This window comes from Candidatus Cryosericum terrychapinii (assembly GCF_003570925.1).
Taxonomy (GTDB): domain Bacteria; phylum Caldisericota; class Caldisericia; order Cryosericales; family Cryosericaceae; genus Cryosericum; species Cryosericum terrychapinii.
On the sequence record NZ_QXIS01000034.1, the window covers coordinates 1 to 17,137 of the forward strand.

General features: G+C 58.8%; 13 protein-coding genes and 1 pseudogene. 7 read left to right on the top strand and 7 right to left on the bottom strand.

Annotation, left to right across the window (positions count from 1 at the left end; all coding sequences use genetic code 11):
* The 7 genes and pseudogenes from SMC7_RS07405 to SMC7_RS06490 all read left to right on the top strand — a co-directional run.
* Positions 1-854, top strand: a pseudogene (locus SMC7_RS07405) (hypothetical protein); the annotation flags it as partial.
* A complete protein-coding gene (locus SMC7_RS06465; protein ID WP_119089536.1) occupies positions 796-2,742 on the top strand; it encodes an alpha-amylase/4-alpha-glucanotransferase domain-containing protein in 1,947 nt (648 codons plus the stop codon). The pseudogene SMC7_RS07405 and the gene SMC7_RS06465, both read left to right, overlap by 59 nt.
* Position 2,743: 1 nt before the next feature.
* The gene (locus tag SMC7_RS06470; RefSeq protein ID WP_119089537.1) at positions 2,744-4,273 is read left to right on the top strand and encodes a 1,4-alpha-glucan branching protein domain-containing protein; all 1,530 of its coding nucleotides are present in this window, start codon (positions 2,744-2,746) and stop codon (positions 4,271-4,273) included.
* On the top strand, positions 4,273-4,470 hold the full coding sequence (locus SMC7_RS06475) for a hypothetical protein (protein ID WP_119089538.1): 198 nt from the start codon (positions 4,273-4,275) through the stop codon (positions 4,468-4,470). The genes SMC7_RS06470 and SMC7_RS06475 overlap by 1 nt, the downstream gene beginning before the upstream one ends.
* On the top strand, positions 4,467-5,885 hold the full coding sequence (glgA, locus tag SMC7_RS06480) for a glycogen synthase GlgA (RefSeq protein WP_119089539.1): 1,419 nt from the start codon (positions 4,467-4,469) through the stop codon (positions 5,883-5,885). The genes SMC7_RS06475 and glgA overlap by 4 nt, the downstream gene beginning before the upstream one ends.
* Positions 5,882-8,368, top strand: coding sequence for a sugar phosphate nucleotidyltransferase (locus tag SMC7_RS06485; protein ID WP_119089540.1), 2,487 nt, complete (start codon positions 5,882-5,884; stop codon positions 8,366-8,368). Before glgA ends, SMC7_RS06485 begins: the two co-directional genes overlap by 4 nt.
* Positions 8,369-8,445: 77 nt before the next feature.
* Entirely contained in the window at positions 8,446-9,474 is a 1,029-nt protein-coding gene (locus SMC7_RS06490) for a DUF2804 domain-containing protein (protein WP_119089541.1), read from the top strand.
* Positions 9,475-9,561: 87 nt separating this feature from the next.
* Here SMC7_RS06490 and SMC7_RS06495 read toward each other — a convergent pair whose 3' ends face one another.
* Genes SMC7_RS06495 through SMC7_RS06525 form a run of 7 tightly spaced genes read right to left on the bottom strand, consistent with a single transcriptional unit; the run spans position 9,562 to position 17,136 of the window.
* Positions 9,562-10,290: a nucleoside phosphorylase gene (locus SMC7_RS06495; RefSeq protein WP_119089542.1), complete on the bottom strand. Its 729-nt coding sequence runs from the start codon at positions 10,288-10,290 to the stop codon at positions 9,562-9,564.
* A gap of 21 nt (positions 10,291-10,311) precedes the next feature.
* Complete coding sequence (locus tag SMC7_RS06500; RefSeq protein ID WP_119089543.1) at positions 10,312-11,691, bottom strand: ADP-ribosylglycohydrolase family protein; 1,380 nt, start codon at positions 11,689-11,691, stop codon at positions 10,312-10,314.
* Positions 11,688-12,581 (bottom strand): ABC transporter permease, encoded by an 894-nt coding sequence (locus SMC7_RS06505; protein ID WP_119089544.1) that lies wholly within the window; start codon positions 12,579-12,581, stop codon positions 11,688-11,690. The genes SMC7_RS06500 and SMC7_RS06505 overlap by 4 nt, the downstream gene beginning before the upstream one ends.
* On the bottom strand, positions 12,578-13,615 hold the full coding sequence (locus SMC7_RS06510; RefSeq protein ID WP_119089545.1) for an ABC transporter permease: 1,038 nt from the start codon (positions 13,613-13,615) through the stop codon (positions 12,578-12,580). The genes SMC7_RS06505 and SMC7_RS06510 overlap by 4 nt, the downstream gene beginning before the upstream one ends.
* A complete protein-coding gene (locus tag SMC7_RS06515; RefSeq protein WP_207798742.1) occupies positions 13,596-15,146 on the bottom strand; it encodes an ABC transporter ATP-binding protein in 1,551 nt (516 codons plus the stop codon). Before SMC7_RS06515 ends, SMC7_RS06510 begins: the two co-directional genes overlap by 20 nt.
* A 12-nt stretch (positions 15,147-15,158) precedes the next feature.
* Positions 15,159-16,175 carry a BMP family ABC transporter substrate-binding protein gene (locus SMC7_RS06520; protein WP_119089547.1) on the bottom strand — a complete coding sequence of 339 codons (1,017 nt, stop codon included), beginning with the start codon at positions 16,173-16,175 and terminating at the stop codon, positions 15,159-15,161.
* Positions 16,176-16,197: 22 nt separating this feature from the next.
* Positions 16,198-17,136: a ribokinase gene (locus tag SMC7_RS06525; protein ID WP_279386264.1), complete on the bottom strand. Its 939-nt coding sequence runs from the start codon at positions 17,134-17,136 to the stop codon at positions 16,198-16,200.
* Position 17,137: the final 1 nt, after the last annotated feature.

Genomic DNA, 17,137 nt, shown 5'->3' on the forward strand with positions numbered 1-17,137 from the left:
CCGCGACGCCCATGCCGGACTTCCGTCCCGGATCGTGGATCGATGGTAACTTCCGTATCTGGATAGGCGAGGATGAAGATAACAGGGCGTGGCAGTACCTCCGGGAGACCCGGGAGGACTGGGCGCGGTTTGACCCGACTGAACAGGAACGGTCACGCATGTCCCTGCTTGCAGCCGAGGGATCAGACTGGAACTGGTGGTATGGGCGCGATCGCACCTCCCAGACGGCTGTGCAGTTCGACGACCTGTATCGGCGCCACCTCGCCAACGTTTACACGCAGGCAGGGAAGCAGATCCCGGATCGCCTCCTCGTTCCAATACTTGATGGCGGTCCAACGATGGTCCCCATCCTGCCCGTCGGCCTCGTGAGCCCTCGCATCGATGGCGGCCCCCCTGGAGACCTCGACTGGGCATCTGCACACCATGTCAAGCCCGACAGCGGGGGAGGAGCAATGAACTCGGGAGTGCCGGTCGTCACGTCGGTGCGGATCGGCTACAGTCTCTCGGACATGTACCTTCTGATGCAGTTTGGGCCTCACGCGGTCGCGGCAAAGGACCTGCAAGTGGAGGTGCGCTGCACGTCGCCCGGTGGCACCACCCGTCTGATCATCCGCCGCGACAACGGCGAGGCCGAAGCATCGATAGAACCTTGCGGACCAATGACGTGGGCCCTGGGGGAGACTCTCCAGATCCGCCTGCCCTTTGAGTCTCTACGGGCCCGACGCGGGGACACCATCACATTTGCCATCGTGGTCCTGGGAGAAGGGCGCCTAATGTCAGCTGTCCCCGCCCACGGTGTTATGTCCATCGAACTTCCTGCTGCCGATTACGAGTTGCAACACCAGGAGGTGTGACACGAAAAGACTGTGCCTATGTATCCACAACCATCAGCCGGTGGGAAACTTCGATTACGTCTTCCGCGACGCCATCGACCGATCGTACGTGCCGTTCCTCGAAACACTCTCTCGGTACCCTCGCATCAAGGCCTCCCTCCATACGTCGGGACCTCTTCTGGAGTTCATCGAACGAGACTCCACGTCAACGTACCTGGACCTCGTGCGCAGTCTGGTGGCTTCCGACCAGCTCGAGCTGGTCGGGGGCGGCTACTTCGAACCAATTCTGCAGCTGCTTCCCGAGCGTGATCGCATCCAGCAGATCCAGTTGATGAGTGACGAGCTGCTCAGGCTGTTTGGACGTCGCCCCAGTGGTCTTTGGCTGGCGGAGCGGGTCTGGGAGCCCAGCCTCGCAAGCAGCTTGGCACGAGCAGGCGTCCAGTGGACACTCGTGGACGACAATGGATTCGAGAAGATTGGTCTCCGGGGACCGGACCTGACCCACGCTTATGTCACCGAAGACCAGGGTCAGACACTTACTGTCTTCCCCATCCTTAAGGGCCTGCGCTACAAGATCCCTTGGTCAGAACCGGAAGAGACACTACGTTTCATCCGCGAGTTCGGGGAAGACGCTGAGGTATTCGTCTACGGCGATGATGGCGAGAAATTCGGCCTGTGGCCTGGAACGTACGATCACGTCTACACCCAGGGGTGGCTGCAACGCTTCTTCCAGGCACTGACAGATGCAGAAGACGTGACCACCGTGACGGTCGCCGAAGCTGCGTCTTCCCTGCAACCACGAGCGTGCGTCTACCTGCCGGCCTGCTCATATGTTGAGATGGAGGAGTGGTCCCTGGCAGCGTCACGGCAGAAGACGTTCGCCGATTTGTATCAGAAGACCAGTCTGGAGGACCGTTCTTTCCTCAGCGGCGGCACATTTCGCAATTTTCTGGCCCGATACCCCGAGGCCAACCGCATGCACAAGCGCATGCTGTTCGTAGGGTCTGAGTTGGGAAATGCGGACGGTGAGGCCCGCACGCACTACCTGCGGAGTCAGTGCAACTGCGCCTACTGGCACGGCATCTTTGGCGGGCTGTACCTTCCGCACCTCCGCGAAGCTATCTACCGCGAACTGCTGACAGCAGAGCGCCTATGCCCCAACCGCCGCCTCGGCACGTGGCTTCAGGATACCGATGCCGACGGGTTGTCAGAAGCCGTTATTGCTACTGCTCACCAAACGTTGTTTGTCCATCGCTGCGGAGGCCGGCTGGTCCTCTGGGACGACCTCGACCATGCCTGGTCGTGGAGCAACGTCATGACGCGGTATCACGAAGCATACCATGACCGCCTGCTTGCATGCACTGCAGGAGACCAGGGTCCGGAAGCAGCCAACATCCATGAGACCCTTCGGGTCAAGGATCCCAAGGCGCTCGGCGCACTCCAGTTCGACGATCACACACGTGTCAGCTTCATCGACCGCTTCGGGCCGTCTCAGAAAACAGCCACAGACGCAGTACCGCTCACGCAGGAGTACAAGGTCACAACTGAGGAATCCTCTGTGCGGTGTGAAGCACCGGGTGTGATTACGAAGACCTTCACTCCGACAGACCAAGGGCTCCGAGTGGAGATCGACCTGCACACGCAGGAACCGTGGTATGTCTGTGAACTGAATCTGGCGGCATGGTGGGAGGACAGGGAACGGGAATTCGATGCTACCACATTCACCGTCGGTACCGCTGAACACCGCCTCATGCTACGCGCCAGTCCCCCCGTCCACGTTGAACTCAGTCCGATACGGACAGTGTCGAACTCTGAAGGTGGTATCGAAACAATCTACCAGGGCATGACGCTGCTGCTTACTCTTGACCTTGAGACGTCACGACACCTTACTCTTGAAATCGGAGGCTGACATGGGTAGCCGATTCGTACTGGTTCTGCACTCGCACCTTCCCTACGTGCTCGGGAAGGGGCGCTGGCCATTCGGTGAGGAGTGGCTGCACGAGGTCGTACTGGAGACGTACCTTCCCCTGCTGGAGGGACTGGAATGCCTTGCACACGACGACATACCCGCCCCAATCGCAATCGGCCTCACCCCCATCCTCATGGAACAGCTCAAGTCTCCCGACTTTGTCACCAAGTTCCGGACATGGACCGACGCCAAGCGCGCCGCGTTGGAGGAAGACGTCTCTCGTCTTCCCGATACCCCGGAAGTTCGCGAGCTAAACATTTTCTACCGCGACGAACTCGAGCGGCGCCGGTCCCAATTCGACGCACTGGGAGGCGATGTGGTTGGGGCGTTCGCAAGCCTGCAGGAGCGCGGTCGCCTTGAAGTCATGACATCATGTGCCACACATGGATACATGCCGCTGTTTGGCAACGACGAATCCCGGCGACTGCAGATCCGCACGGGAGCAGCGGCCTATCAGCATTGGATGGGACGCAGGCCAAACGGATTCTGGCTGCCGGAGTGCGGCTATATCCCGGGCGTCGAACGTCTTTTGGCCGAGGAGGGACTGCGCTACTTCATCGCGGATGCAGCCGCGTTCGATACGGGCCCTGGACAGGAGTACAACAACGGGCACATTCCTGTTGCAACGAGCGCCGAGGCTCCATGGAAACCGTGGGATATCGGCGCAGGCGTCGCAGTCTTTCTGCGCAACCCCGCGACGAGCCAGCGGGTCTGGTCACGTGATCTCGGCTATCCTGGTGACGGCGTCTACCGCGAGTTCCACAAGCGGTGCGAAGGCTCAGGGTGGCAGTACTGGCGCATTACCAGCAAACAGACGGACCTCGGCAGCAAGGAGCTCTACAGACCAGCGGAGGCCCGAGCCCGCACCAGGGAAGACGCCGCAGACTTCGCCTCGTTGCTCCGGGACATGGCAACTGCTCATGAACAGGCCGTGGGCGACCCCGGCGTCATCGTGACAGCCTACGACACTGAACTGTTCGGCCATTGGTGGTACGAGGGCCCAACGTGGATTGTGGACATGCTACGCTCACTGGCCGACCAGGCCTCCGTGACGGCCACTGCCCCGATGGACATCCTTAACTCCCGCATCCTTCCTCCAGGCAAGCTGCGCGAGTCCAGCTGGGGCGCCGGGGGTGGACACAACAACTGGATGAACCCTGAAACCGCGTGGATCTGGGACAACATCCACGACGACCAGCGCCATTTCATCGACCTTCTGCCTCAGCTCCACGGCCAGACGGGAGACATGTTGCTGCGCGAGATCCTTCTGGAGGAGAGCTCGGACTGGTCCTTCCTCATCACCACTGGGCAAGCCCGCACGTACGGAACATCGAGATTCCTCGAGCACCACCGCAAGGTACGTGCGCTGTTTGCGGCCGTCGACGGCACGGGACAGCTTCCTGCGAGTCAGACGGAATTGGATGATCCCGTGTTCAAGTACGTACACTTGAACGACGTCAGGAGGGCGTAGTGCTGGAACTGCGTGAAGACCATGTCATCGAACCGCCCACTGTTCCGGTACACGTACGGGAGGAACTGGACGGAGTTCGTCAGTACTATGACTGCAGAGACCCTTGTGTTTTCTGCGACCTCGTCCAGCAGGAGTTGGCTGAACGCAAAGGTATGGTCGAGGAAAGCGCTCAATTCCTGGGTGAGGTGAGACTGTGAAGGTCTTCTTCGTCGCCTCGGAGGCGCTTCCGTATGTCAAGACGGGTGGTCTCGGGGACGTCACGGGCAGTCTTCCCTCTGCTCTGCATCGTCTAGGGGCTGACGTCAGCCTTGTCCTGCCGTTCTATGCTACCGTCAAGGCCGGGAACCTCTCGATGGAACACGTCATGACCAGTACACTGACCATGGGAGGCAGAACACTGCCGTTCACGGTCCTGCGCCATCACCAGACACTCTTCATCCAGCAGGACGAGTTGTTCCTGCGCGACGGGCTATATGGCACACGCGAGGGTGACCACCCAGACAACTGGCTTCGGTTCGCCTTCTTCTCCCGTGCTGCGCTCGAGACGATCATCGCCCTGGGCGGCGCAGACGTGATCCACGTCCATGACTGGCAGACGTCGCTGCTTCCGCTCTACCTGCACGTGTTTCATCCGGATCGCCACGAGAAAACTCTTCTGACCATCCACAACATCGCGTATCAGGGACTCTTCTCGCCGGAGATCCTGCCCGACATTGGTCTGCCAGAATCTGTCTTCACACAGGATGGCCTTGAGTTCTACGGCAACGTGAACTATCTCAAGGGAGGTATCGTCTGGGCTGATCAAGTCAATACGGTCTCTCCGACGTATGCTCACGAAATCCAGACCGACGAGTACAGTTTCGGGCTTCACGGCATTCTCGCCACGCGCCGGGGGCACCTGAGTGGCATTCTCAATGGTATCGACTACTCCTATTGGGATCCTTCCGCAGATGGAGCATTGCCGCATATGTACAGCCCGTCATCGCTTGCTGGAAAGGTACAGGACAAGGAGAGTCTGCTGCAGGAAACCGGACTCGCGGCAGAGCCCGACTGTCCTTTGTTCGTCATGGTGTCACGCCTGGTTGCCCAGAAAGGAATCGACCTCATGCTTGGCACATTCGACCAGATGATGTCGCTTTCCATAAGTCTGATGGTCCTTGGCACGGGCGACACCGAAATCGAGACCGCTCTGGTGGCAAAGGCTGCTGCCTATCCCGGACGTTTCGTGCTGACCCGGAAGTTCGACGAGGGTCTGGCACACCGCATGTATGCCGGATCAGACTTTTTTCTTATGCCCTCGCGGTTCGAGCCGTGCGGCCTGTCGCAGATGATTGCGCTCCGCTATGGAAGCGTCCCAGTGGTACGAAGAACGGGTGGACTGAAGGACACGGTCCAGGATGTCCATCCCAAGACAGGGACGGGAAACGGCATCAGCTTCGATGACGCGACACCGTCGGAGTTCCTTGACGCCGTGAGACGTGCCGTTAGGCTATACACCGACGGCGACGCGTTCCGACGTATCCAGGCCATTGGCATGGCCTGCGACTTCTCATGGCAAGCTAGCGCGCGCGAATATCTCGCATTGTACCATTCCATGGAGGCGTCCTCATGAAAGCAGTCATTCTGGCAGGAGGTTTTGGTACGCGGTTACGCCCATTGACAGTCAATCTTCCAAAACCGATGGTTCCATTCGCCAACCGCCCCATGATGCAACACATCATGCGACTGCTCAAGAAGCACGGGTTCGATGACCTTATTGTCATCCTGTATCACCAGCCCGATGCCATACGCAGCTATTTCGGTGATGGCAGCGATTTCGGTGTAAAGATTGAGTATGTCACCAGTCAGGAGGACCTTGGAACCGCCGGAGCCGTTGGGCTTGCGCGAGCCAGCCTGCAGGAGACGTTCCTAGTCATTGCGGCCGACATCGTCACTGACATCGACCTCACCAAGGCAGTTCAGTACCATCGCGAACACAAGGCAGCTGCGACAATCACTCTGTCGCGAGTGGAGAACCCTCTGGAGTATGGCATTGTCATCACCGACTCCGAAGGGCACATCGTACGCTTCCTTGAGAAACCATCATGGGGAGAGGTTTTCTCTGACACTGTGAACACGGGAATCTATGTCCTGGAGCCGTCCGTCTGGGATGACATTCCTGAGGACAAGGAGCTCGACTTCTCCAAGAACCTGTTCCCCGCGCTGCTTGCCCACAATCAGCCGCTGTTCGGGTATATCGCTCCGGGTTACTGGCGCGATGTCGGCAACATCCGCGAGTACAAACACGCGCATGGAGACGTGCTGAAAGGAAAGGTCGACCTTGAGGCCCAAGGCGAACGCATCGGTGGCATCGGCAATGATGTCTGGGTCGGCGAAGGGAGCCAGATCTCGAGCTTCAAGGGGTTTGACGGCTCAGTCCTTATCGGCAAGGACACGACTATCGGCGAAGCACGCGTGCGCAGTTCCTTCATCGGCGACCATGCAGTTGTCCAGAGTGGAGCAAACATCGACAACTCAGTCCTGTGGGACGGCGTGGTCGTGGAGTCGGGAGCCCGTATCTTCAACTCTATCGTCTGCAAGAACGTCCACATCGGCAAGGACGTCCTTCTCGAGGGCGACAATACCGTGGCTGACGATTGCATCATCGGTCAAGGATCTGTCCTCAAGTCCCAGGTCGAAATCTGGCCGGGCAAGACTGTCGAACCAGGTTCCACCGTTACGAGCAACGTCGTTTGGGGCAAGGCCTGGTCAAGAGCCCTGTTTAGCTCTTATGGCATCGTCGGTGTCAACAACGTCGAAGTCACTCCGGAGATGTGTGCCAAGCTGGGCTGCGCCTATGGTACGTTCCTTGGTAAGGGTTCGATCGTTTTCACTGCGCGCGACGACCACCAGTCTTCACGCATGCTCAAACGTTCGCTCATCGGAGGCCTTATGAGCGCCGGCGTACGCGTCATGGACCTTCAGGCAGCTCCAGTGCCACTGGCACGGTTCGCCGTCAAGTCGTTCGCGGGCAGCGGTGGCGTTCACGTCATACGCTCGCCATTCGATCGTCGGCTTACGACCATACGATTCTATGATCGATCAGGGTTCGATCTTTCTACCACGCAGGAAGGAGCCATCGAGCGTCTGTTCTTCCGGGAAGAATTTGCCCGCGCCGACGTCGAAGAAGTGGGAACCATCGACATTCCGCCTCGTGTGGTAGAGTCATACCGTGACTACTTTCTAAGCTCTCTGGATGTTGCCGCCATCCAGTCGTCCGGCATCCGGTTCGTCATCGACTACTCGTATGGCACTCCCGTCCAGCTCTTTCCTGCCATTGCAGGGGAATTTGGCCTCGAGATCATCTCACTACACGCTTACGCTGACGGGCGAAGGGCAGTGAGGACGGCGTCTGATTTCCGGGACGCCAAGCGAAAACTGTCTTCCATGGTGAAGTCACTGGGAACAGCATTTGGCGTGATTCTGGACGCCTCCGGCGAAAAGGTCTTTATCGTGGACCGAAGCGGTGAGATCCTTTCGGACACTCGTACCACGGCACTCATGATTGGCTCCAGGCATCGGTCCGGGGTCCTGAACTCAGTAACGCTTCCCATTACGGCATCCATCGAACTGGAACGGTACATCAGGGATCAGGGTGTCGATGTACACTGGTGCTCAACCCTGCCACGCAACATTATCGGCGAAGCGACAAACACCGACGCTGGCGCGGACATTCTGGGAGGTTTCATCTTCTCCCGCGCTCTCCCCTTCTACGACGGTATGCTCTCCATCGGTTTTCTCCTTGAGACGCTTGCCAAGACAGGACAAGACCTTGTCACGCTGAAGCAGGAGACACCAGCCCGTGACCCCAGTCACATCGAACTGCCATGCCCGTGGGAGTCCAAGGGGACTATCATGCGTCGCATGAGCGAGCTCCATCGTGACACTGCCGAGTTCGTCGAAGGGGTCAAGGAACGCGAGGAAGACGGGTACACCCTTGTGCTACCTGATAGAGACCGCCCGGTACTGCACATCTATTCGAGCTATACGACCGACGAACGTGAACGCGACCGACTGGCCGACGCAGAGAAGAAAATCCGTTCCTGGATGGAATAGCCGAAGCCTCATTGCCGGAAGAAGCCACGAGACTACACTATTCGGCATAGTCTTTTCAGACGAGACAGGAGGAGATCGTGGGCGAGTACACCCAGCCAGTCTTGATGGTCAAGGGCGATGGCCTGGTCAATTTCGGGTGGGCCAGGCAACCGTTGTTCGACGTGAACATGGCAGCAGCTACGTCGGTGCGTCGACATATCTTCCATGCGTGGCGCCTGAAGCGGTGGGAATATTTCTACGTCGCGACGCCAATAGTCTTCTTCGCAGCACAGATTGCTCACCTGGGATACTTGGCCAACCTCACCGCATACCTGTATGATATCGAACGCAACGTCTTGCTGGAGCGCACATCGAATATCCCCTTCGGAACCGGCGTCGTCCTGGCCAACCATCCCCGCCAGGGGACCACCAGCGCCCGCGCAGGGACCTCCAAGTACCTCCAGTTTGAGATGACGCCAGAAGGCAAACACGTGACCGTCGACTGGCCCCGATTCAACGGGCCACAGGACCTCCACGCCGACCTGCTTCTCGGCTGGCCCGAGGAACTCGAGTCCCTGAGTGTTGTCGACCCTCTGAGGAACGGACGCTTCGCCTATACGACCAAGGTAACCTGTATGCCTGCCATGGGGGCTATCCGCGTTGGACAGGAGACATGGGAGTGCGGTCGCTCAGAAGCACTGGGCGAACTGGACTGGAGTCGGGGCTTCCTCGAGAGTGTCACGCCATGGAAGTGGGCGACAGCTTCAGGCCGGACACGGCAGGGCCAGACGGTTGGCTTCAACCTGTGCAGTGGTTTTCATGACCGAGGCGACAACGAGAACGCCGTGGTGGTCGATGGGCATCTCACCAAGCTGGGCCTCGTCTCCTTCACGTACGACCAGGCTCACATCATGCAACCCTGGCACGTCAACCGTCCCGATGAGCGCGTCGATCTGTCGTTCGTCCCGATGGTGGACCGTCAGTCGTACACAGACGCCGGTCCCCTCCAAAGTCATATCCATCAACTCGTGGGCCGGTACAGTGGTACCATAATGCCAGAAAGTTCAGATCCAATAGCAATCACAGACTTCGTGGGAGCTGCTGAGGACCACTACGCTCGCTGGTAGTCGATTCATGGCTGGGCACGACGATTCAGAGCAAACGCCCCGGGCACCATATGTCGGGGCGTTTGCTGTCGACCAGGCGTCAGGCGTCTACAATCCCGCTTTCGATGCCCTGACCAGCGTAGAGAGACCGATGCGAATGCTCCGCTCCTCGGCTGTCTTGAACAGACCCTCGGCACTCTTCGGTTTGATTGCGTCCTTCGTGACGCTACCATCAACAGCAAAAAGGGCGGACGTGCGGACGCCGCGGAATTGACCGACGATGAAGAGGCACCCGCTTTCCATTTCGATGGCCTTGACACCCGACTGCATCATCAGGCTCATCTTGTCCTTGTCGTAGTTGCGGTAGAATGCGTCGCTGCTGATAACGACTCCGTGCTTCGCCGTCGGAACAACCTCCCGGGCTGTTTCCATGGTAACGCGAAGGAGGTCGGCATCCGGCACCGCTGGGAACGACAATGGAAGGTATTGGAGCGACGTTCCATCGTCACGGACACTCCCCGTGGCAACGACAAGGTCGCCGGCGTCGACGTCTGACGCAACGCCCCCAGCCGAGCCAACCCTGAGCAGCACGCGCGCCCCAAGGTTGCACAGCTCCTCCACGACGATTGCTGTCGACGGAGCCCCCATTCCCGTCGTGGCAACCGACAGCCGTTCGCCCTCATACATCCCCGTGAAGACAAGCAGGTACCGGTACTCATTGACCAGGCGAGCACCCTGGAGCAGCTTCGACACCTGCTCGGCTCGCTGGGGATTGCCGACCAGCATGACGTGCGGCGCAAGGTCTTCTGTCTCAAACTTCAAGTGAAACTGTGCCATGAAATCTACCTCCCTGGGATACTAAAGCATGCCACGAGCCAGCCGCGCCGTTCGCTCCGCCAGGGCGTGGATCGAGAGTCGTTCTTTGCCCGGAATATACGTTTCGAGCCGATCGCCGATGGGATCCGCCCACACGGCAGGAACTCCACCCATCACGCCCAGGACCGTTCCAACGAGACCGGCATTGCAGTCAATGTCGAGCCCGCCACGCGCCAGCAGAGCGAATGATTCCGTGATGTCCCGACCACCATACCACAGTGAGATGATGTCCACCGCCATGTTCGGGTAGACATGGATCCAGTTGTACTGCTCAAACCGTTGCTCGGCCCATGCAAGCGCCGAAGAGACGTCCGATTCCCGCGTGACCATGTCCAGGCACTCGTGCAGAACGGCGGCGTATTCGCTCCCCTGAGGAACATATCCCGCCGCTTCGACCGCAACCACACGCGGATCATCGCGCACATAAGCGAGGGCCGTGAGCGCTGCCGCATACATGCCCCCATACACGCCGTTTGCCGCGTGGGACACGACCCCGTCGAGATGAGCAAGCCTTACCGCCTCAAGTGGTCGCCCCGGTGCCAGCATGCCGCAAACCATCCCGCGCATCTGAACACCAATCCAGTCCGAATATGGATTCCGGTAGCTCCCCGATTCGGGCGGAGTGAGACCAGCACGCAAGTTCTGGATAGCAATCCACTCTGCCGACCAGCCAAAAGGTATTTGCCGCAACCATTCATCGGCAATGTCCTGCGACGTGAGACCGCGTCCATGTGACTCGAAAGCGTCAAGGAGCGCCAGCTCGTAGACAACGTCGTCGTTCATCGTCTCAGGATCTGTGACATAGCAACGGACATCACCATACACCTCTGAGATGCGTTGGCCCGTGTATCCCTCGATGGCAGTTCCAAATGCACCGCCCGCAAGCTGGCCGACCCATCCTGCCAACGTTTTCTCCTCGACGCCAACCGGCTGCTCTTCCTGTGGCGTGCGAGCCGCGGGCAAACGAGAGAGGACTTCGTCCCACGAAGCAGGGTGCTCGAACCCGAGGTAGGAGCACGAGGGATCCTGCGGTGCAGAAAACAGTGCATCGAGGTAATGGGCGGTGAGTATGCGCAGCGCAGGAGCATCTCCACTACGAGCCAGGCGCAAGCCTTCTGGGATAAGCGATACCGCCACACTCTCGTCAAAGCCCTGATTCTCCATCGACTGAGCTGCCTCGCGATAGAGGCATTCCGGAGCGCCTGATCCCGGCACAGAACTCTCCCAGAGCATGAACATCACCTCGTCCTGCCCCTTCTCGGCAGCGGTTTGCTCACACCAGCTGCTTGGATGCAGGCGCCGATCGAGCGGAACGGCAGAACGCCGTATGTCACGTTCCGCTTGCCATGCCTTGATTCTCATGCCTGCCTCCTCTTCTTGCGAACGGAATACAGGTACAGGGAAACGAGTGTCGCGACGTAGGGGATCATGGCCGTGAACTGGGTAGGAATCCGACCGCCCTGCAGGAATACCGTCAGGCCGTCGAAGAACCCAAACAGCAGAGAGATGACGCCGATGCCCCAGGGATTCCCGCTGACCAGAATGACGGCTGCCAGCGAGATCCAGCCACGCCCTGCCGACATGTTTTCGGCAAACAGTCGCACATACCCAAGAGAGAGATACGCGCCTGCCAGACCGCAGCATACTGCACAGATGATGAGCGACCAGATACGTATCGTCGATGCCGGGACGCCGCTTGAACTCAGGCACGCAGCGTTATAGCCTGCACCGCGCAGCCGGAGCCCGAAACGAGTCCGGAAGATGACGAACGCGGACAGCACAGTCACCAGAACCGCAACGTAGATGATGAGGTTGTACCCACTGAGCAAGCTGCCCAGATAGGGGATGCCGCTGATCAGCGGCAGCTTCACGGCTGGAATTGCCCGAATACCGGCATCGGTGAAGGCTCCTTTGACGTGAAAGATATCGCGCAACAAAAACGTCGTCAGACCCACCGCGAACAGGTTCAGTGCTATGCCTGTCAGGAACTCGTCCGTATGAAGTTTCACGGCAAACAGAATGAAAATACCGGCCATGACCAGCGCCCCGGCTACCGCGCATAAAATGCCAAGGAACCAGCTGTGCAGGAAGAACGACCCGAGAACTGCGCAGAACGCACCAACCAGCATCATCCCTTCCATGGCGATGTTGAAGATGCCGGCATAGAAGGTGAATGTTCCACCAATGGCCGCCAGCAGAATCGGCGTGGCGCCGACAACCATGGCTGAGACAAGCCCGAACAGAACGTTCACCTCGTATTCTCCTTCAGTTTTCGCCTGGTCGCCAGACGGTCGAACACCATGTTCAGAGAAACCCTGCCAGCTACAACGACCAGCACAATGACTGCCTGCAGCACATCGATGAACTCCGAAGGTACAGCAGTAACGAGTTCCATGCCTATGGCGCCCTGCTGCAGCGCACTGAAGAGCAACCCGTAGAGGAAGGTTCCCGAGATGCCATTGCTGGCTACGACTGCAATCATGATACCGTCCCAGGCATAGTTGGCGCCCAGCCCCTTCACAAAGCGATGGGGGCCGCCCATGATCATCAGCCCTCCGGCAAGCCCCGCAAGAGCTCCGGTGACCAGCATGACGCGAACATAGTTGGCATCTACCTTGCATCCGCCGATTCTTGCAAACAGCGAATTCTGTCCGGTCATGCGCCATTCGTAGCCACTGCGGCCTCTGCTCATGATCAGCCAGCAGACGACTGCTGCAAGCACCATGAACAGGACACTTGTGTTCACGCCTCCCAGATCCGGCAGCCATGCAGCCGTACTGATGGGCCTGGTCATGGGAGTCGAAGCAGAGGGGTCGAACAAGGGGTACGTAATGACCCACAATGCGAAGTAGTCAGCAATGAAGTTGAGCATGAGCGTAACAATGAACTCATCCATGGCGAAAGCACGTTTGAGCAGTGCTGCAAGCCCCGACCATAGCGCCCCACCGAGAAGAGATGCCAGGATACACAGCGGGACAAGAAATACCGAGGGCAGATGGACGAACAACCCCACCAGTGTCGCACCCAGAGCTCCCATGACGAGCTGACCCGGCTGTCCAAGGTTTACGGGTCCGGAGGCAAACGCGATTGATGCCGAGAGCCCTGTCAGAATAAGAGGAACGGCCCGCGTCAGCGTAGCAGTGAATCCCGACCCACTGAACAACGAGTACTGGAGCAGTGCACCATAGGTCGCAACCGGATTGAACCCCTGAAGCGCCAGCACGAGCGCTCCAATAGCGAACGCCGCCAGTACGCCAAGAATCCCGCTAAGAGCCTGTTTCCGCATGTGCAACTTCCTTTCCCCCGAGCATGTAGTACCCGATCTCCTCACGACTCGTCGCGTCCGTGGCAAGGTCCGCGACCACTTCGCCCTGGCACATGACGACGATGCGGTCGGCCACCATGAAGAGTTCGTCGAGATCGGCCGATACCAGCAGGACAGCCCGTTTCTTGCTTCGCAGGTCCAGGAGCAGCTGATGGACATACTCGATGGAACCTACGTCCAGGCCTCGCGTCGGCTGGTCCATAAGGACGAACGGCGTTTCCAGCAATAGTTCGCGACCAAGAATCACCTTCTGCTGGTTGCCGCCCGACAGTGAGTTGAACGGATCCGACGAGTGCCCCATGCTGACAGTAAACTGGTCTCGAATCTGATCAACAAACTCGGCTGCATGCCGGTAGTTGAGTCCAAGCCCCCTCCACGTGCGAAACCGTGGGTCAAGGATGTGGTGTGTCATAATCGCATCCTCCAAAATGGACGCCGCCACACTCGCGCCCATCTTCTCCCTGTCCTGGGGAACGAACGCAATCAGTGTCCGTCTGGTCAGGATGTCGGCATGTGTAATGTCCTTCCCCTTCACCTCAAGTGTCCCAGATGTCATTGGGGCCAGACCCATGATTGCGTTCACCAGCTCGAACTGGCCGTTCCCCTCGACGCCGGCCACTCCCACGATCTCGCCGGCACGCACTTCGACGGTCGCGTCATGCAGTCTTGCACGATGCTCGGTGTCGCTGCAATTCAGCCCTTGCGCATGGAAGACGATTTCTCCGGGTTCCTGAGGCTGGCGCCGCGATGTGAACAGGACCTCTCTGCCCACCATCTGTCGAGCCAGATCCTCTTTCGTGAGCTCAGACGCAGCGGACGTACCGACGATCTTGCCGCGCCGCATGACGGTCACCCGATCGCTCAAGGTAAGGACCTCGTCCAGCCGGTGAGATATGAAGATGATCGTGTGTCCTTTGTCCCTGAGACGCGCCAATTCGGCAAACAGCTGGGGGATTTCCTGAGGTGTCAGAACCGCCGTCGGCTCGTCCAGAACAAGCACGGAGACATTCCGGTAGAGCAGTTTGAGGATCTCGACCTTTTGGCGTGCAGCTACCGAGATGTCTCCTACCAGTGCGTCAGGGTCCAAGTTGAATTGAAATTCCTCGATCTTCTGGCGCACCACTTCACGCGCCCTATCAACATCGATTATCCCGAAAGCACGGACAGGCTCGGCGCCCAGGACGATGTTCTGCCACACCGTGTACTCGGGAATGAGCAGGATCTCCTGGTGTACCATGCCTATCCCGGCAGCAATCGCTTCACGTGGCGTCCTGAATTCGACCTTGGCACCCCTGAAGAAAATGTCCCCTGCGTCTCGGCGCTCGAGGCCATAGAACACCTTCATAAGCGTGCTCTTCCCGGCTCCGTTCTCTCCGACCAGCGCGTGAATCTCGCCGGCTTCAAACGACACCGACACGTCAGAGAGTGCGACGGTGTCCGGGGGAAACACCTTGGTGATGTGCTGCAGGTCGATCAGGACGTCACGTGCCACAAACAGCTCGTCCTACTGGTACTTGGTGACGGCGAGCGTACCGTCGACAATCTGCTGACGGACTGCGCCGATGCGATCGATAATGCTCTGCGGGAGGACTTGCACCGTCGCCTCGGTTACCAGATCGACAGTACCAGTCTTCAGACCGTACTTTATGACTTGACCCGGTTTGTAGGTGCCGTCCTTGATCGTCTTGTAGACATCTTCGATAGTTTTACCCACGTCCTTGATGTCCGATGCGATGACGTAACCGGGTTCGATATCGTTCTGGTTCGTGTCGACGCCGATTGCGTACAGACCACGCTCCTTGGCTGCCTGGAGCACGCCCAGACCCGTAGCGGCGGCAACCTGGAACACAACATCGCACTTCTTGTCATAGAGACTGAGAGCGGCCTGCTTGCCTTTGGCCGGGTCGTCCCAGATGCCGGCAAGCACGACGCGCTCAATCTTGATAGTCTTGTCGATGTAGTGGACACCGTCCTCATAGGCCTTAACAAAAGCCATCACTACCGGGTCATCCGCCGCGGCGACGACGCCGACGACCTTGTCGGCATTGACATTCTTGATGCTCATATCTGTAGTTGTAAGACCGGCACAGACGCCCGCGAGGAATGCACTCTCTTCTTCGATGTACTTGATGGAGGTTATCGTGCTCTTGCTGTTTTCCACAATCGTGTCGATGTTGACGAAGATCTTGTCCGGGTACTTGTCGGCCATCGCCTTCAGGTTGTCCTCGAACGCATAGGAAATGACGAACACGACGTCACTATACTGTGTGGCTGCTTCGAGGCCAGGCTCGTACTTGCCTGCATCGAAGTTGCACTCAATCGTGCTTGTTTCCACACCATACTGTGCCTTGATGTTGTCAATACCTTTCTGACCAGAATCGTAGAACGCATTGTCGCCAAGAGCTCCATTGATGAGGTAGACGACCTTGTCAGTCTTGGGACCAGTCACTGTCGGCTTACAGCCGGCAAACGACATGCTGATGATCATAAGCGCGAGCAGCATACACAGCATTCTCTTCATGTCGACTCTTCTCCTTTGTCCTTCAGATCTGCCGCTTTGGGGGATGGTCTCCCCTGCACAGCCTTGCCTCAAGAAACGCAGTAACTTCCGCTTCGTCCGGCATCGATTGCTGAGCGCCGGGCCGCGTTACCGTAAGTGCCCCCGCCGCCATCGCACGGTAGAGCGCCGTGTCGGGGTCAAGCCCTTGGTCTAACGACGCCGCAAATGCCCCTTGGAAAGAATCCCCTGCAGCCGTCGTATCGACCGATACCACCGAAAATGCGGGCACCTCAGGGCTCTCGAACGCGCCAACCGCAAATGCACCCTTTTCTCCCCGCTTCACGACGACGGTCCTCGCACCCAAACCCAGAAGGACTGCTGCGGCCTCTTTGAGATCGGCGGTTCCGGCAAGAGCACGTGCCTCACCCTCGTTCGGCATAAGGTAGTCCACATCGGCGAATACTCCTGCCGTCAGTGTGACGGACCCCCAGGGCGAAGGGTCGAGGATGACGGTAGCTCCTCTCAGGTGCGCCACGTGAGCAGCCTCCCGAACGACCGCAAACGGGATTTCGCACTGCAGCAGGAGAACGACCCCGGGCTGCAGCAAACCGTCCAGCGTCTTGAGTTCGGCGGCACCGACGGCACCGTTGGCGCCCGGGACGACCACAATGCGATTCTCGCCGCCTCTTTCCACCAGGATGCACGCAACCCCTGTCGACAAGATGGGATCCACCGTTACGCCGGCGACGTTCACTCCAGAGGCCGACAACCCATTCATCACGTCCCGCCCAAAAGTGTCTGATCCCACGCGCCCCACCAGAACACTCTCCGCTCTCAGCCGGGCAGCCTGCACCGCCTGGTTCGCACCTTTCCCGCCCGGGTTGGTGAGCCATCCAGTCGAGACAATGGTCTCACCGTGATCCGGCACACGCTCGCACCGGACAACCAGGTCCATGTTGATGCTGCCGAATGATACGACCACG